We start from the raw sequence: 17,343 nt of genomic DNA, 5'->3' as shown, positions 1-17,343 counted from the left end.
TAGAATGAGAAAAGCTATTATTGCTGGAAACTGGAAAATGCACTATACTCCAGAAGAAGCTGTTAAAGTTATAAATGAATTAAAACCATTAGTTAAGGATGCTACTTGTGATGTAGTAGTTTGTCCTACTTTTGTTTGTTTAGATGCTGTATTAAAAGCTGTTGAGGGATCAAACATAAAGGTTGCAGCTCAAAACATGCACTTTGAAGAAAAAGGAGCTTTCACTGGTGAAGTTGCTCCAGGAATGTTAGAAGCTATGGGAGTTAGCTATGTTGTTTTAGGACATAGTGAAAGAAGAGAATACTTTAATGAAACTGATGAAGCTTTAAACAAGAAAGTTAAAGCTGCATTTGCTCATAACTTAACTCCAATCCTTTGTTGTGGAGAAACTTTAGAGCAAAGAGAAAATGGAACAACTAATGAAGTTGTTGGAGCTCAAATCAAAGCTGATTTAGAAGGTTTATCTCCTGAATTAGCAGAAAAAGTTGTTATAGCTTATGAACCAATCTGGGCTATCGGAACTGGTAAAACTGCTACTGATGAACAAGCTAATGAAACAATTATGGCTGTAAGAAGTGTTGTTGCTGAAATGTTTGGTCAAGAAGTTGCAAACAAAGTAAGAATCCAATATGGTGGTTCTGTTAAACCAGGAACTATAAAAGCTCAAATGGCTCAATCTGATATAGATGGTGCTTTAGTTGGTGGAGCTAGCTTAGTTGCTACTGATTTTGCTCAAATCGTAAATTACTAAAATATAAAAAAGAAATCCTCTGCTAGGGATTTCTTTTTTTATAAAATTATTTAGAATTTATATTATTATTAAGGAGTAGCTTACTTATATTAATCATATATTCATTGTAGTTATACAAGTTATTTATGGAAAGTGAAAGCTCATCTAATACATTTTTTATTGAATTTATTTCATCACATATATTTAGGGAAGAATCTTCTGAACATTTCTTTTCAATATTAACAAACTCATTAATTATTAATGATAATTTATTTTTACAATCAGTATAATTTTTAGACATTTCTGCGTTATTAAAATCCACAACATTTAAAAAATTAATTAATGTAGCATTTTGAATTAATTGGTCTCTAACTTCTTTAATTTCATCTACATTATTTTTAAAGTTGAAAAATGTTTCCAAAGCATTAACGGATTCGGATAAAGAAGAATCATCCTTATTAGAAGAATCAGATTGATTAGAGGCATTTAAAGAATTTGTAGAATTGGTAATTTTATTAAAATTCTTAGAGAATTTTTTTACTAAGAAAGGGGGAATGGCCATTAAGGCTGTAAAAATGCTACTAATCCAGCTAACAAAAGTTTTTTGGTTTCCTATAGTATGAGAAATATTATTAGTAGATTCTTCTAGGGATTCCCAGTGAGTAGAAATAAGACTACTAACAGAATGGAGAATTTTTAATTTTGCATTACTAGAATTATTAACTAATGTTTCAACATCACTAGAAATAGGATAACTTATATTGCTATTAAATATAGATTCATTTATAGATTCGTAATCTTTGATTAAATCAACAATTGTATCTTTGTCTTGAGAGGAAATAATATTGTTATCTACAAGAGAATTTAAGTTATTATGAGCATTATTTAATGAATCTTCGTAATCAGATTTATATTTAATATTACCAGTTAATATAAAAGCCTCCCCAGCATCACTCATTTCAGTTATGGTGCTTTTAAATTTATCTAATTCGGTTATGGTATTTCTTATATTATTTGAATTATTTAAAGTACTAGATACAGATGAGTAATTATAAAATAAAAATAAATTTAAGGCTATAACCAAAATTAGAGTAAGAATTATAAAATAAATAGATAGTTTTTTCATAATAAAACCGTCCTTTGTAAATTTTATAATTCATTATATGAATTTATATTTTAATGTGGTAAATTTCATATAAACCAAAAATATTAATATAATACTTAAAGTTACGGAGAAAAAATTAATAGAAAGAATGAGATATATCAGTCATTTTAAATAAGTTCAGAGCTAATGATTATTATTATCTTAAATAAGCATATATTTTTGGTGTTTTTGGGAAAAAATAAATTATCAGAAAATTTTTTGGACAAACGTTTACAAAAACCTCTCTATATTGTTTAGTAATAATAATTATAGTATAATAAACATGGTTCAATTAATGATACTAATGACGAGTGAGATTCAGGAAACTTTAATTGCATAATGAAACTCACAAAGACAAAGTTATCACTTTTTTTGAAACTAAAAAAGTATTTATATATTTGGAGGGAATTATGGCGAAGAAACCTGTAATGTTAATGATATTAGATGGATTTGGAATAGCTCCAGAAAGCGATGGAAATGCAGTTGCTGCTGCAAGCAAACCAAATTATGATAGATTAGTTGCAAACTATCCTCACTCAGAATTACAAGCAAGTGGTATGTTTGTTGGATTACCAGATGGACAAATGGGTAATTCAGAAGTTGGACACTTAAATATTGGTGCAGGAAGAATTATATATCAAGAATTAACTAGAATAACTAAAGAAATAAACGAAGGTGGATTCTTCAAAAATGAAGCTTTATTAAAAGCTATTGAAAATGCTAAAAAGGATAATTCTTCATTACACTTAATGGGATTATTATCTAATGGTGGAGTTCACTCTCATATAGATCATTTAAAGGGATTATTAAAATTAGCTAAGGAACAAGAAGTTAAGAACGTGTATGTTCACTGTTTCATGGATGGTAGAGATGTTGCTCCAGGTTCAGGTAAAGACTTCGTAGTTGAATTAGAAAAATATATGGCTGAAATTGGAGTAGGTAAAATTGCTAGTATTTCAGGAAGATACTACGCTATGGATAGAGATAACAGATGGGAAAGAGTACAATTAGCTTATGATGCAATGGTACTTGGAAAAGGTGAAACTGCTAAATCTGCTACTTCATGCATGGAAAAATCTTATGCTGATAATAAATCAGATGAATTCGTATTACCATGTGTTATTGAAGAAAATGGAGCTCCAGTTGGAACAATAAAAAATGGAGATTCAGTAGTATTCTTTAACTTTAGACCAGATAGAGCTAGAGAAATAACTAGAGCTATAAATGATAAAGAATTTACTGGATTTGAAAGAGAAACTTTAGATTTAGTATTTGTAACAATGACTCAATATGACAAGACTTTAGAAGGTGTTGAAGTTGCTTACAGACCAGAATCTATAACTAACACTTTAGGAGAATATGTTGCTTCTAAGGGATTAAACCAATTAAGAATAGCTGAAACAGAAAAGTATGCTCACGTAACATTCTTCTTCAATGGTGGTGTTGAAAAGGAAAATGAAGGTGAAGATAGAGCTCTTATTGCATCTCCAAAAGTTGCAACTTATGACTTAAAACCAGAAATGAGTGCACCAGAATTAACTGACGAATTAATAAACAGATTAGATTCAGGAAAATATGATATGGTTATATTAAACTATGCTAACCCTGATATGGTTGGACATACAGGAGTAATGGAAGCTGCTAAGGCTGCTGTTGAAGCTGTAGACACATGTTTAGGAAAAGTTGTAGATAAAGTTTTAGAATTAGATGGAACAGTATTTATAACTGCTGACCATGGAAATGCTGAAACTATGATAGATGCTGAAACCGGAAATCCATTTACAGCACACACAACTGATCCAGTTCCATTTGTATGGGTATCTAACCATACAGAAGGTAAGTCTTTAAAAGATGGTAAGCTAGCTGATATAGCACCAACAATGTTAACAGTTATGGGATTAGATGTTCCTGTTGAAATGACTGGTGAATCTTTAATTAAATAGTTTTAAAGAGAGGGGGTTGTCCCTCTCTTTTTTAGTGCATGAAGTTTAAACAGGGTATAATAATTTTTAAAATTTTTACATATAAGGGGTTATTATTATGATAGTATTTTGTTTTTAGAGCATCAAGAAATTTATTTTGTTTTATTGAATCGTAATATTTGATATTCAAAGAATTTGACATAACTATTTTTTACATATATAATCTTCTTACAACGTAAAAATATAATTATTATAAGTTGGTGGAGGATTGAGGGAAATGGGCATAAAAATAATAACGGATTCAGCATGTGATTTAAAAAGAGAATATATAGATAAAAATAATATAGGATTACTTTCATTAATATTAAATTTAGAAGGAAAAATTATAAAAGATGATTTAGGTAAATCTTTAAGTTATAAGGATTTTTATAATAAAATGAGAGAAGGAGCTACTCCTACAACATCTCAAGTAAACGCTCATGATTTTGAAGAAGAGTTTGTTAAACATATAAAAAATGGAGATTCAATAATTTATATATCAATATCATCAGGATTAAGTGGAACATTTAATAGTGCTAATATAGCAAAAAATAATTTACTTGAAGAATATCCTGAAGCAAAAATTGAATTAATTGATTCTTTAGGTGCATCAATGGGGCAAGGTTTATTAGTTTTAAAGGCTTGTGAAATGAGAGATAATGGTGCAAGTGTAGAGGAAATAGTAAATTGGATTGAAGATAATAAAAGAAGAGTAATACACCTAGTATTAGTAGATGATTTAAATCATCTAAAAAGGGGTGGACGTATATCAGGAGCTACAGCAACAATTGGGGGGCTTTTAAATATTAAGCCATCTGCATATTTAGATAATGAAGGCAAATTAGTACAAGGTGAAAAAATAAAGGGAAAGAAAAAAGCATTAAAGTTTTTGGCAAATTCAATAAAGGAAAGAGCTATAGATTCTGAAAATGAAGTGCTTTATATATGTCATGCAGATTGTAATGAAGAAGCTGAAACATTAAAAGCATTAGTAGAGGAAGAAATAAAGTTTAAAGATATTGTTCTAAATTATGCTGGAAATGCTATTGGAGCACATGCAGGGCCAGGAGCTTTAGCAGTTATATATTTAGGAAAACATAGATAAATAAAAACTATATGATGGATTTAAAAAAAATCTATCATATAGTTTTTTATTATTTTAAATTTAAATAGTGAATTTAGAGTATGGCATTAATTGCACAAATGAATACTATGGTTAGTATAATAATTAAATATTAATTGAGGTAGATATAATGGCTAGAACATATGCATATTCAGCAGACTTTGATAAGGAAGTGGAAGGTTTATTTAGAGAAGCGCAGTTATTGGGCGAGGGACATAATGGAATTGTTTATGAAGTACCAGGTAATAAAGCTATAAAAATATTTACAAATAAAAATGTTTGTAAAAGTGAAGCAGAGATATTGTATAAAGTAAAAAAATCTAAGTATTTTCCCAAGATATATAAAAATGGTGAGTATTATATATTAAGGGATATGGTAAATGGAAAAAGACTAGATGATTATATTAAAGAAAATGGTCTAGATCAACAACTTATTTATAATTTGTATAGATTAATTAATGAATTTAAGTCATTAAAATTTACAAAATTAGATGCAAGATGTAGGGATATATATGTAGACAAAAATCAAAGAATAAAGGTAATTGATCCTAAACAATGTTATAAGAGAAAGGTGGATTATCCAAGACACCTAATGAAGGGGCTTGATGGAATTGATGTTTTAGAAGAGTTTTTAAGAGGAATTTATATAATTGACAAAAGAAGAGGGGAAGAGTGGGAAAGAAAAATTAATCAATATTATGCTAGAGAATATTAATATAATTATTTTGAGAAATAAAGTTAAGATATTAATAATAAAACTTTTATTATTAATATCTTAACTTTTATTTTTTAAGGATATATTTATGAATATTATTTCTTTGGTATGCAAAAAATAAACAAGTAAGTATTAGAGGTTGGAATAAAATATTTCATTTAATGTTAAAAATAAGGAGGATATATAATGAAAAATTTTGTTGAAATTGTAGATGTTGTAGCAAGACAAATATTAGATTCTAGATGTTTCCCAACAGTAGAAGTAGAGGTATACTTAGAAGACGGAACAATGGGAAGAGCAGCAGTACCATCAGGAGCTTCAACTGGTATTTATGAAGCAGTTGAATTAAGAGATGGAAATAAAGAATATTACATGGGAAAAGGTGTTTTAAAAGCTGTTGAAAATGTTAATGATACAATAGCTGAAGAATTAATAGGATGTAATGTTTTTGATCAAACATATATTGATAAAATGTTAATAGAACTTGATGGAAGCAATAATAAAGGTAAATTAGGGGCAAATGCTATACTAGGTGTTTCTTTAGCAGTGGCACAAGCAGCAGCTAATTATTTAGGATTACCTTTATATCAATATGTAGGTGGAGTAAATGCAAAGGTATTACCAGTTCCAATGATGAACATAATAAATGGTGGTTCACATGCTGATAATTCAGTAGACCTTCAAGAATTTATGGTTATGCCAGTTGGCTTTGATAACTTTGATAAAGCAGTTCAAGCTTGTGCAGAAGTTTATCATGCATTAAAGAAAACTTTAAATGAAAAAGGATATGCAACAGGTGTTGGAGATGAGGGTGGATTTGCACCAAACTTAAAGAGTAATGAAGAAGCTATAGAAGTTATTTTAGAAGCAATTAAAAAAGCTGGTTATGAACCAGGAAAAGATATATTCATAGCTATAGATGCAGCTTCATCTGAATATTATAAAGATGGAAAATATGTATTAGAACATGAAGGAAAAACTTTAACAGCTGCTGAAATGGTTGATTTCTTTGAAGATTGGGTAAATAAATATCCTATTATCTCAATTGAAGATGGTATGGCAGAAGAGGATTGGGAAGGTTGGAAGTTACTTACTGATAGATTAGGCAAAAAAGTTCAATTAGTTGGTGATGATTTATTTGTAACTAACACTCAAAGATTAGAAGATGGAATTTATAGAGGAGTTGCTAACTCAATTCTTATTAAATTAAATCAAATTGGTACTTTAACAGAAACTTTAAATGCTATTGAAATGGCTAATAGAGCTGGATATACAGCAGTTATTTCTCATAGAAGTGGAGAAACTGAAGATACTACTATAGCTGATTTAGTTGTTGCTGTTAATGCAGGTCAAATTAAAACAGGAGCGCCTGCAAGATCTGAAAGAGTTGCTAAGTATAATCAATTAATTAGAATAGCTGAAGAACTTGATGATGTAGCAGAATATAGAGGAAAGAAAGCTTTCTTTAATATAAAAGAGTAAAATAAATAACTAAATAAAATTGGCAAACAGTAAATTAAATTTAGAATTTTAATTTATTGTTTGCCATTTGCATTTTTATATAAATAATTATTTATAAGTTTACTTAGATGTTGTTTCTCTTAAAATTAATTCTGTATCAATTGTAATATGTTCTAAAGATATGGAGTTACTACGATTTTTAGAGTTAATTTGTCTAAGTAATAATTTCATAGAAGTTTCAGCTATTTTACTAATATCTTGATTTATTGTAGTAATAGGGATTATGGATTCATATGAAATTGGAGAATTATCAAATCCGATTATTTCATATTCATCAGGAATACTTTTTTTATTACGTATAAGAATATTTAATAAAATATTCGCATGAGTATCATTGCTTAAGAATATGCCTTTTTTTATATTAGGATAATTTTTTTCCATATCCTCATAAATTTTATATATGTTTTTATATGAATCCTCGAAGGTAAATCCTAATTTATTTGAATAATATTTATACTTAATTTTATTATTTTCACAAGTATCAATAAATGCTTGTGTACGTTTATATGCAGGTATATTTTTATTACTAGCTGAATTTATATGAATTAATATATCGCATTTATTATTAATTAATAAATTAGTTGCCATTAAGGCTCCATTATAATTATCACTATTAACACTTGAAATATACTTATCTTCACGTTCTATTGAAACAATAGGAACATTTAAATTGCTAAGTGTTTTAGAATCTATAGAATGACTTAGAATTATTAAGCCTTCAATTTGATAAGACATAAGTTCATTTATATAATTCATTTCTTCATTACCATCATGATTAGCAACAAATACTAAGAATTTATAATTGTACTTAGAATATGTATTTATAATTTGATTCAATATTTGAGAATAATAATGTAAAAAAAGATCAGGAATTATAATTCCGATAATTTCACTTTTACCATTTGCTAAGCTTCTAGCAACTTTATTTTCTTTATAATCTAAAGTGATTAGTGCATCTTCAATTTTTTTTCTAGATTCTACAGTTAAAGAATCAGGATTATTAAAATATCTCGAAATAGTTGTTTTTGAAAAATTTGTAAGTTTAGCAATATCACTAAAAGTAACTTTTTTTGTCATAGGCACCTCATCAAAATTATTATAAAATAATTTGTTATTGTAGTATTATAACAAAGATATAAAAAAACATCAAAAATATAGTTTTTTAAATTATTGACTTGATTATAAGAAAATGTTATCATAAATTTAAAGTAACCGGTAACATTACCGGTTAACAAATTTTATATAAGGAGATTATTAAAATGGCAAGACCAAGAATACATTTAACAGCTCCGAGTAATTGGATAAATGATCCCAATGGATTTATTTATTATAATGGAGAATATCATTTATTTTATCAACATTTTCCTTTTGAATGTAAATGGGGAACTATGCATTGGGGACATGCTACAAGTAAAGATTTAGTAAATTGGAATCATCACAAAATAGCACTATATCCAACTAAAGAATATGATCAAAATGGATGTTTTTCAGGAACAGCTATTGTTAAGGATGAGGAATTACATTTATATTATACAGCAATAAAATATGATAGATTTAAAGACGGAAATATTCATTCTCCATATGATAATGAATCATTTGAAGCATCACAAGCGAAAATAGTATCTAGAGATGGATATACATTTAATAATTATGATGATAAAAAAATTATAATTCCAGCAATAATGGATGAAAGTTTAGGTCATAGAACACATACGAGAGATCCAAAGGTTTGGAAACATAAGGAATGCTATTCAATGATACTTGGAAGTAAGTTTAAGAAGAAAGACAATGACAAGTTTACTGGAGAAGTTTTATTTTATACAAGTAAAGATGGAGAACAATGGAGTTATAAAAATAGATTTTATGATGATTCCATAGGGGATATGTGGGAGTGCCCAGACTTATTTAATGTAGATGGAAATTATATTTTAGTAGTTTCTCCAGAAAATACAATTAATGATGGTATCAATTATGGAAATAACGCTGTATATTCTATGGTAAATTTTGATGAAGATACTTGTGAAATGAGTCTTATAAACAATCATAAGTTTTTAGATGAAGGGCTTGATTTATATGCGCCTCAAACTACTATAGATGAGTTTGGCAATAGAATTTTAATTGGCTGGATGAGAATGCCAATTGTTTGTGAAAATGAAAATTGGATAGGAATGATGAGTATCCCTAGAGTAATAAATGTAAAAAATAATGAGGTATACTTTACAGTTCCAGAATATATAGATAGTTTGTTTGACAAGAAAGTTAAATTATCTGAATTTAATGTTGAGGAAACTTATAAGTTAAAAGTAACTTTAAATGAAGAAAGTGTTTTAAATATAGGAGGATATAAGATATCAGTAAACAAAGATAAGATAGTAGCAGACAGAAGCGAAGTATTTCCTGAAATTAAAGGAATAGGAAGAGTATTTAATTCTTCTAAGCTAAATGGAAAATATGAATTAAATATCTATATTGACAATGGAATTATTGAAATATTTATTAATGATGGAAAGTATGTAATTTCAAATATTGTTTATAACCTAAAATCTAATATAGAAGCAATTAATGTAAATAATATAGAAATGTTTAAGTTATAAAATATAAGTGTTACTAGAATCTATTATTTTAGAATTATATTTTAAAATAATAGATTCTTAATTTATAAAAATAAATAGTAGATTGGAGGAAGAGGAATGTCTAATAAAAAGGTTTATGATGAAGTAGCAAAAGATATACTAAAGTGTTTAGGGGGAAAAGAAAATATAATTAGTGTTGCACATTGTGCTACAAGGTTAAGAGTTGTTTTAGCAGATGATAAACTAGTGGATGTAAAGGGTATCGAAGAAGTAGAATTAGTTAAGGGAAGCTTTAATAATGGAGGGCAGTTTCAAATAATATTAGGAACTGGAATAGTAGACGAAGTATGTAAACATTTTATTGAATTCTCTGGGGTAGCAGAGGCTAGTAAGGAAGAATTAAAACAAGCATCAGTAAAAAAAACTAATATATTTCAAAGATTTTTAAAGGCTCTTGCAGATGTTTTTGTTCCAATACTTCCTGCACTTGTAGCAGCTGGTTTATTAATGGGACTTAATAATGTGCTTACAGCTCAAGGGTTATTTATAAAGGGTGAATCATTAATAGAAGCTTATCCACAAATAACAGGTTTGGCTGAGATGGTAAATACATTTTCTAATGCAGCATTTGTATTTTTACCAGTTTTAATTGGCTTTTCAGCAACTAAGATATTTGGCGGAACTCCAGTTTTAGGAGCTGTTATAGGAGCAATAATGATTCATCCGGACTTATTAAACGGATATGATTATGGACAAGCAGTGTTGGATGGGGCAGTGCCTTATTGGAATATTTTTGGATTTGAAATAGCTAAGGTTGGATATCAAGGAACAGTACTTCCAATAATAGCATCATCATTTATTTTATCAAATATAGAAAAAAGATTACGTAAAGTAGTCCATCCAATGATAGATAATATAGTAACGCCACTTTTAACTGTATTATTAACTGCACTTTTAACTTTTACAATAGTTGGTCCTATAATGAGAACAGTAGGAGATTGGATGACAGCAGGTGTAATGTACTTATTCTTTGATTTAGGATTTGTTGGTGGAGCAATTTATGGAATAGTTTATCCATTGTTAGTTATTACAGGAATGCATCATAGTTTAGTAACTGCTGAAACACAAATATTAGCTAATATAGGAACATTAGGAGGGTCTCCAACTTTTGCAGTAGTTGCAGCATCTAATGTCGCACAGGGGGCAGCAGCTTTAGCAGTGTTTTTTATTGTAAAGAAAAATGCTAAAATGAAAAGTACAGCATCAGCAGCAGGTGTATCAGCATTATTAGGAATTACAGAACCAGCTATTTTTGGAGTTAATTTAAAATTATTATATCCATTTATAGGTGCATTAATAGGTTCAGCTATTGGTTCTGCATATACAACATTAATGAATGTATTATCATTATCACCAGGACCGGCTGGATTACCAGGAGTTATAGTAATAAGACCTGAATCAATGCTTCAATATATGATATCTATGGCAATAGCTTTTGTTAGCTCTTTTGTAGCTACAGCTATACTTGCTAAATTTTTTGCTAAAAAGGTTTAATATTTATTATTAAATAGATAAAAAGAATCTATATCAAGATAATTATGATATAGGTTCTTTTTTATTACAAAAATGTAATTTAAATTAAATATAAATCGATATAATGTATAATATTTATTAGTTAAAATTAAATTGTAAGTTTTAGGCTAAAGGGGGTATTAGCATAAAATTAGGTTAAATATTAATAAAAAATTAATAAGTTAAGAAATTTATGTAAGTAAATCTTAATATTTATTTAAATTAAATCTTAATATTTACTTGCTAAAATAAAAATATAGAAAGCAAATATTGGGGGAAATATTATGAAAGTGTTAATTTTAACGGGAAAATTTGGAATGGGGCATTATTCAGTATCCGAAGCAATAAAAGAAGAAATAAACAATAAGGATTCAAAAATAGAAGTTAAAATTGTTGATATAATAGATTATTTAATGCCATCAGCAAGTAAGGTTATTTATAAGAGCTTTAATACTTTAGTAACTAAATGGTCAAACTTATATAATTTTATAAGTATGAATAATGAAGATATTAATATAAAAACCTTTAATAGTTTTTTTATAAAGGGATTAGATAAGTTATTTTTTGAGTTTAATCCAGACATAGTCATTTCAACATTGCCAATAAGTTCTCAATATATTTCTAAATATAAATCAATAAATAAATTAAATATTCCTTTATTTACATTCATAACTGATATTTCTAGTCATAATGAATGGATTCACAAAAATACAGATTTTTATTTTGTAGGAGATATAAGCATAAAGGAAAGTTTGGTTGATAAAGGTATTGATAAAAATAAAATAATTGTTAGTGGAATTCCTGTTAAGCAAAGGTTTAAAAATAATATTATAGAGTTTAATAATAATAAATTAAAAGAAATTTTAATAATGGGTGGTGGATTAGGATTAATTTCTTTTAGTGAAAATTTATTTGAAAGATTAAATAATGAAAAGGAAATAAAAACAACAGTTATAACAGGAAATAATAAAAAGATGTTTGATGATTTAAAAAGTAAATATAAAAATATTAATGTTTTAGGATATACAGATAAGATAAATGATTATATGAAAAAAGCGGATTTAATAATATCTAAATCGGGAGGAATAACTTTGTTTGAATCAATTTATAGCGAAACTCCCATTTATGTAGTAAATCCATTTTTATTTCAAGAAGTTAAAAATGCTAAATTTATAGAAGATAAGAAAATTGGAAAAGTAATTTGGGATGAAAAGATTGATATAGCAGAAGATATTTTAGCGCTTATAAATGATGATAAAGCTATTTTAGATATGAAAATAAATATGAAAAAGGTTAAGGAAAATATAAATCAAGAAGAGATATTTAGTGTTATAAATCATTTTAATAAGGGGGCATAAGTAATGATAGTCATAGGTATATTGGGAATATTAATATTATCATATAGCATTATTCCAACTTTTTATTATAAATTTAAAGGAACGCCAATTGTTAACAATATAGATGAAAAAAAGTTTTTATCATTAACTTTTGATGATGGACCAGATAAAAAATATACGGGTGAATTATTAGATTTGCTTAAAAAGTATAACATAAAGGCAACATTTTTTGTTGTTGCTAAATTTGCAGAAGAAAACTATGAACTTATAAAGAGAATGGAAGAAGAGGGGCATACTATAGGGCTTCATTCTTTAGAACATAAAAATGCTCTTTTAAATGGACCTTTATATACAAATAAAGAATTTGAAGAAAGTTTAAAAATAATGGATAAAATAAATGTTAATATAAAGTCATTTAGACCACCATGGGGGCATTTGAATTTATTAACAATTAGAAATTTAAAAAAATTCAACTTAAATTTAGTGCTTTGGGATGTAATTATAGGGGACTGGAAGGCAGATATTACATCTGATGAAATTTCAAGAAGGTTATTATCACAATCAAAAAATAAAAGTATTATTTGTCTTCATGATGGAAGAGGTAAAAATGAAGCACCTAAAAGAACTATAGAAGCTTTAGAAAAAACAATACCTGTATGGATTGAAGAAGGATATAAATTTTTAAAGGTAGGAGAACTTTATGAGTAAGGCAATGACTTCAAAAAGTATATTTAAAAATAGTATATTATTTATAGCTTTAATTGCAATTACGTTTTTTATTTTATTTAAAGATAACAGCATAAGCAATATACTAGAATCATTAAGAAGTGTTAATATTATTTACGTATTTTTAGGAATATTATGTATGTTTTTATTTATATGCTGTGAAGGAATAAATATTAGACGTATGCTAAAATTATTTTCTTATAATATAAGTATATTTAGGGGATTAAAGTATTCCTTTGTAGGTTTTTTCTTTAGCTCAATAACACCATCAGCTTCAGGTGGGCAACCAATGCAAGTTTATTATATGAAAAAAGATGGTATTAAGTTTTCACACTCATCACTAATACTACTTATAGAACTTGCTAGTTTTCAATTTGCTACAATAACTATTGCAATTATATCTTTTATGTTAAATTATGATTTTATTGTAAATTTAAACACTGCAATTAAAGCTTTGATATTTATAGGAATAGCATCAAACTGTATTATATTTTGTTTTATATTAGTAGCTATATTTTCAAAATCGTTTATAAATAAGGTAATAGGATTATTTTTAAAAATAGTCAGCAAAATAAAGTTTATAGATGAAAATAAAATAAAACAAATAGTGGAAAAGGAAGTTAAACAATATCAAGATGGTGCAATATTTATAAGCAATAATAAAAAAACTGTAATTAAGGTAGTGTTAACAACGTTTGCTCAATTATCATTTATGTATAGCATAACATTTTGTGTATATAAGGCATTTAATTTATCTAGTTTTTCATTTTTTACTATTTTTTCTATTCAATCAATTTTATTTATTGCAGTATCAGCTATACCACTTCCAGGTGCTGTAGGCAGTAGTGAAAGCAGTTTTTTAACTTTATTTAAAACGTTATTTCCTTCAACTAGTTTAAGTTCTGCAATGTTATTAAGTAGAGGAATTAGCTTTTATTTATTTGTAATAATAAGTGGATTAATTGTATTTTTAATTAAAATATCAAGGAAAAAAGAAGATGAAAACTCTATAAGAAAATATAGTAATGATAAAAGGATAATAATATAAAAGTAATTATGTTTAATAATGGAGTTATTTGTAAATAACCTTGATATATAATTTGTATTATGTTATGATAAATTTAAGTTAAAATGCACGAAAGTACAATATGGGAGGTGTAACCGTGAAAACTTTTTTATTTGTGTTAGAAGCGGTTTTAGGATTAATAGTTGTTGTTTCAATATTAATGCAAAAAAGTAAAGCTGATGCATTAAGTGGATTAATTCAAGGTAGTAAGAGCGAAACATTCTTCACTAAGAATAAATCAAAAACTAGAGAAGCAATGTTAGTTAAAGTTACTATAATTTCAATGTTTTTATTTGCTGTAAATACAGTAGTTTTAAATATAATTTAAGTAGAATTTAGATCACTACCATAAAGTGATCTATTTTTTTATGGATTTTTAATAATTGTTTTTAGCTATAAAAAAGATGGAAATAATATAATTGTATTTTATTATATTTATTAGGAATTGAAATAGGAGTTTGGTGAATAAATTATAATAAAGATATTATAAGCACTGTGTATTGAATAAAAAAGCGTGCGTGTGGTACTATAATAAATAGTGCGTATAAGAAAATATTGGATGAGGTTAAATATAATTTAAACGGAGGAAATTACATGGGAATAAAAGAAACATTACTTAGCTTTATGAAAGAAGAAGCATATAGACCTATGGATATTCAAGAGCTTGTTATAGCTTTTGATATTAATCCAGATGAGTATAAGGCTTTTAAAAGAGCTTTAAAGGTAATGGAATTAGAAGGTTCAATAGTAAGAACTAAAAAAGATAAATATGCAGTTCCTGAAAGATTAGGATTAATAAAGGGGAAACTTCAAGCACATAAAAAGGGATTTGGATTCTTAATACCAGAAGATGAAGGGGAAAGAGACGTATTTATTCCAAGTTCATTTATTAATGGTGCAATGAATAATGATAGAGTACTTGTACAAATTACTAGGGATGATATTAATGGTAAAAAAAGAGAAGGTGAAGTTGTAGAAGTACTAGAAAGAGCAAATAATAGAATAATTGGGATATATGAAGATAGTAGAAACTTTGGATTTGTGGTTCCAGAAGATACTAGATTAAATCAAGATATATTTGTTTCAAAAAGAGATAAAAATGGAGCAAAACATGGTGATGTAGTTATTGTAGAAGTAACTAAGTGGCCAGAAAAAAGAAGAAGTCCAGAAGGAATAGTTAAAGAAGTTTTAGGTAAAAAAGGAGAAAAGGGACTAGACATTTTAACTATAATTAAAAAGCATGGTCTTCCAGAGGAATTTCCACCAAAGGTTTTAGCTTTTGCAGATGGTATTTCTGAAGAAATAGAAGAAAAGGAAATAAAGAGAAGAAAAGATATTAGAAATCTTAGAATGGTTACTATAGATGGAGAAGATGCCAAGGATCTTGATGATGCTGTTTCTATAGAAAGATTGGATAATGATAAATATAGATTAGGAGTTCATATTGCAGATGTTACACATTATGTAAGAGAAAAGAATCCATTAGATAAGGAAGCATTAAAAAGAGGAACATCAGTTTATTTAATAGATAGAGTTATACCAATGCTTCCAAAGAAGCTTTCAAACGGTATATGCTCATTAAATCCAAAGGTTGATAGATTAGCATTAAGTTGCTTTATGACTATTGATAATAAGGGAAAAGTTTGTGACCATGAAATAGCTGAAACTGTTATTAGAACATCTGAAAGAATGACTTATACAGATGTAACTAAAATATTAAAAGATAATGATGAAGAACTTATTAAGAAATATGATTACTTAGTTGATGATTTTAAAATAATGGAAGAGCTTTGCTTAATTCTTAGAGAAAAGAGAATGAAAAGAGGAGCTATAGACTTTGATTTTGAGGAATCAAAAATAATATTAAATGAAAATGGTAAACCAATTGATATAAAGCCATATGAAAGAGAAATAGCAAATAGAATAATAGAAGAGTTTATGCTTGTTTGTAATGAAACTATTGCTGAGCATATGTTCTGGACTAACTTACCTTTTGTATATAGAGTTCATGAAAATCCGGATGAAGAAAAGTTAGAAAAGTTTAGAGACTTTATTTATAACTTAGGATATACAATGAAGGTGTCTCAAGATATACATCCAAGAATGCTTCAAGAAGTATTACAAAAAGTAAAGGGCAAAAAAGAAGAAACTGTAGTTAGTACACTTTTATTAAGAAGTATGATGAAAGCAAAATATACACCAGAATGTTCATCACATTTTGGGTTAGCTTCAACTTATTATTGTCATTTTACATCACCAATTAGAAGATATCCAGATTTACAAATCCATAGAATAATAAAGGAATATTTAAATGGTAAAATTAATGATAAGAGAGCAACTAAACTTGCACCAATAGTTGATATAGCTGCTAAACAATCATCAGAGATGGAAAGGCTTGCAGAAGAAGCAGAAAGAGAAGTAGATGATTTAAAGAAAGCAGAGTACATGATGGATAGAATTGGGGAAGAGTTTGAAGGTATTATTTCTTCAGTTACATCATTTGGCATATTTGTTGAACTTCCAAATACTATAGAAGGGTTAGTTCATATAACGGATTTAGATGATGATTATTATGTATATGATGAAAAACATTTAATGCTTTTAGGTCAAAGAACTAAAAAGATTTATAGATTAGGTGATTCTGTAAAAGTTAAATGTTCTAAGGTTGATATTGATAATAGAGAAATATTCTTTGACATATTAAGTGGAGAACAAGATTTAGAAGAAATAATGCCAAGTGAGGAAACAGCTTCAATAATTGCTGAAGTTAAAAAAGAGTTTGGAACTAAAAAGGAAACTAAGGAAGCTACGAAAAGCTTTGAAGTAGAAGAGGAATTTAACGAGTAATTTAGATATATTGTGATTTTAAAAGGTT

14 protein-coding genes are annotated in these 17,343 nt (G+C 27.3%); 12 read left to right on the top strand and 2 right to left on the bottom strand.

Features of this window, described 5'->3' with window-relative positions; all coding sequences use genetic code 11:
* Positions 1-4: 4 nt before the first annotated feature.
* The gene (tpiA, locus tag QZ321_RS06655) at positions 5-751 is read left to right on the top strand and encodes a triose-phosphate isomerase (RefSeq protein WP_042398442.1); all 747 of its coding nucleotides are present in this window, start codon (positions 5-7) and stop codon (positions 749-751) included.
* A 46-nt stretch (positions 752-797) separates the two neighbouring features.
* Here the strand turns inward: tpiA and QZ321_RS06650 are convergent, their stop codons facing one another.
* Positions 798-1,856: a hypothetical protein gene (locus QZ321_RS06650; protein ID WP_291740069.1), complete on the bottom strand. Its 1,059-nt coding sequence runs from the start codon at positions 1,854-1,856 to the stop codon at positions 798-800.
* A gap of 428 nt (positions 1,857-2,284) precedes the next feature.
* Here QZ321_RS06650 and gpmI point away from each other — a divergent pair, with 428 nt between their 5' ends.
* The 4 genes from gpmI to eno all read left to right on the top strand — a co-directional run bounded on the left by gpmI (position 2,285) and on the right by eno (position 7,155).
* Entirely contained in the window at positions 2,285-3,817 is a 1,533-nt protein-coding gene (gene gpmI, locus QZ321_RS06645) for a 2,3-bisphosphoglycerate-independent phosphoglycerate mutase (protein ID WP_291746421.1), read from the top strand.
* Positions 3,818-4,073: 256 nt separating this feature from the next.
* Positions 4,074-4,940, top strand: coding sequence for a DegV family protein (locus QZ321_RS06640; protein ID WP_291740072.1), 867 nt, complete (start codon positions 4,074-4,076; stop codon positions 4,938-4,940).
* 148 nt (positions 4,941-5,088) lie between these two features.
* Complete coding sequence (locus QZ321_RS06635) at positions 5,089-5,673, top strand: protein kinase (protein ID WP_291740073.1); 585 nt, start codon at positions 5,089-5,091, stop codon at positions 5,671-5,673.
* Between the two features lie 186 nt (positions 5,674-5,859).
* Positions 5,860-7,155, top strand: a complete 1,296-nt coding sequence (gene eno / locus QZ321_RS06630) for a phosphopyruvate hydratase (protein ID WP_291740075.1) — start codon at positions 5,860-5,862, stop codon at positions 7,153-7,155.
* 99 nt (positions 7,156-7,254) lie between these two features.
* Here the strand turns inward: eno and QZ321_RS06625 are convergent, their stop codons facing one another.
* On the bottom strand, positions 7,255-8,271 hold the full coding sequence (locus QZ321_RS06625) for a LacI family DNA-binding transcriptional regulator (RefSeq protein ID WP_291746418.1): 1,017 nt from the start codon (positions 8,269-8,271) through the stop codon (positions 7,255-7,257).
* 182 nt (positions 8,272-8,453) lie between these two features.
* Here QZ321_RS06625 and QZ321_RS06620 point away from each other — a divergent pair, with 182 nt between their 5' ends.
* From QZ321_RS06620 to rnr, 7 genes are all read left to right on the top strand, one after another.
* Positions 8,454-9,788, top strand: coding sequence for a glycoside hydrolase family 32 protein (locus QZ321_RS06620; RefSeq protein WP_291746416.1), 1,335 nt, complete (start codon positions 8,454-8,456; stop codon positions 9,786-9,788).
* Positions 9,789-9,884: 96 nt separating this feature from the next.
* Complete coding sequence (locus QZ321_RS06615) at positions 9,885-11,321, top strand: sucrose-specific PTS transporter subunit IIBC (protein ID WP_291746413.1); 1,437 nt, start codon at positions 9,885-9,887, stop codon at positions 11,319-11,321.
* 302 nt (positions 11,322-11,623) lie between these two features.
* Complete coding sequence (locus QZ321_RS06610; RefSeq protein ID WP_294196437.1) at positions 11,624-12,697, top strand: glycosyltransferase; 1,074 nt, start codon at positions 11,624-11,626, stop codon at positions 12,695-12,697.
* A 3-nt stretch (positions 12,698-12,700) separates the two neighbouring features.
* Positions 12,701-13,384 (top strand): polysaccharide deacetylase family protein, encoded by a 684-nt coding sequence (locus tag QZ321_RS06605; protein WP_291740083.1) that lies wholly within the window; start codon positions 12,701-12,703, stop codon positions 13,382-13,384.
* A complete protein-coding gene (locus tag QZ321_RS06600; protein WP_291740086.1) occupies positions 13,377-14,450 on the top strand; it encodes a lysylphosphatidylglycerol synthase transmembrane domain-containing protein in 1,074 nt (357 codons plus the stop codon). Before QZ321_RS06605 ends, QZ321_RS06600 begins: the two co-directional genes overlap by 8 nt.
* Positions 14,451-14,565: 115 nt before the next feature.
* Entirely contained in the window at positions 14,566-14,796 is a 231-nt protein-coding gene (gene secG / locus QZ321_RS06595; protein ID WP_291740088.1) for a preprotein translocase subunit SecG, read from the top strand.
* Positions 14,797-15,062: 266 nt separating this feature from the next.
* The gene (gene rnr / locus QZ321_RS06590; protein ID WP_291746408.1) at positions 15,063-17,315 is read left to right on the top strand and encodes a ribonuclease R; all 2,253 of its coding nucleotides are present in this window, start codon (positions 15,063-15,065) and stop codon (positions 17,313-17,315) included.
* The last annotated feature ends 28 nt before the right edge of the window (positions 17,316-17,343 follow it).

This window comes from uncultured Clostridium sp. (genome assembly GCF_910588715.1).
Lineage (GTDB): Bacteria > Bacillota > Clostridia > Clostridiales > Clostridiaceae > Clostridium.
Note: the sequence above shows the minus strand (reverse complement) of the source record. Positions and strands in the feature narration are given on the sequence as shown.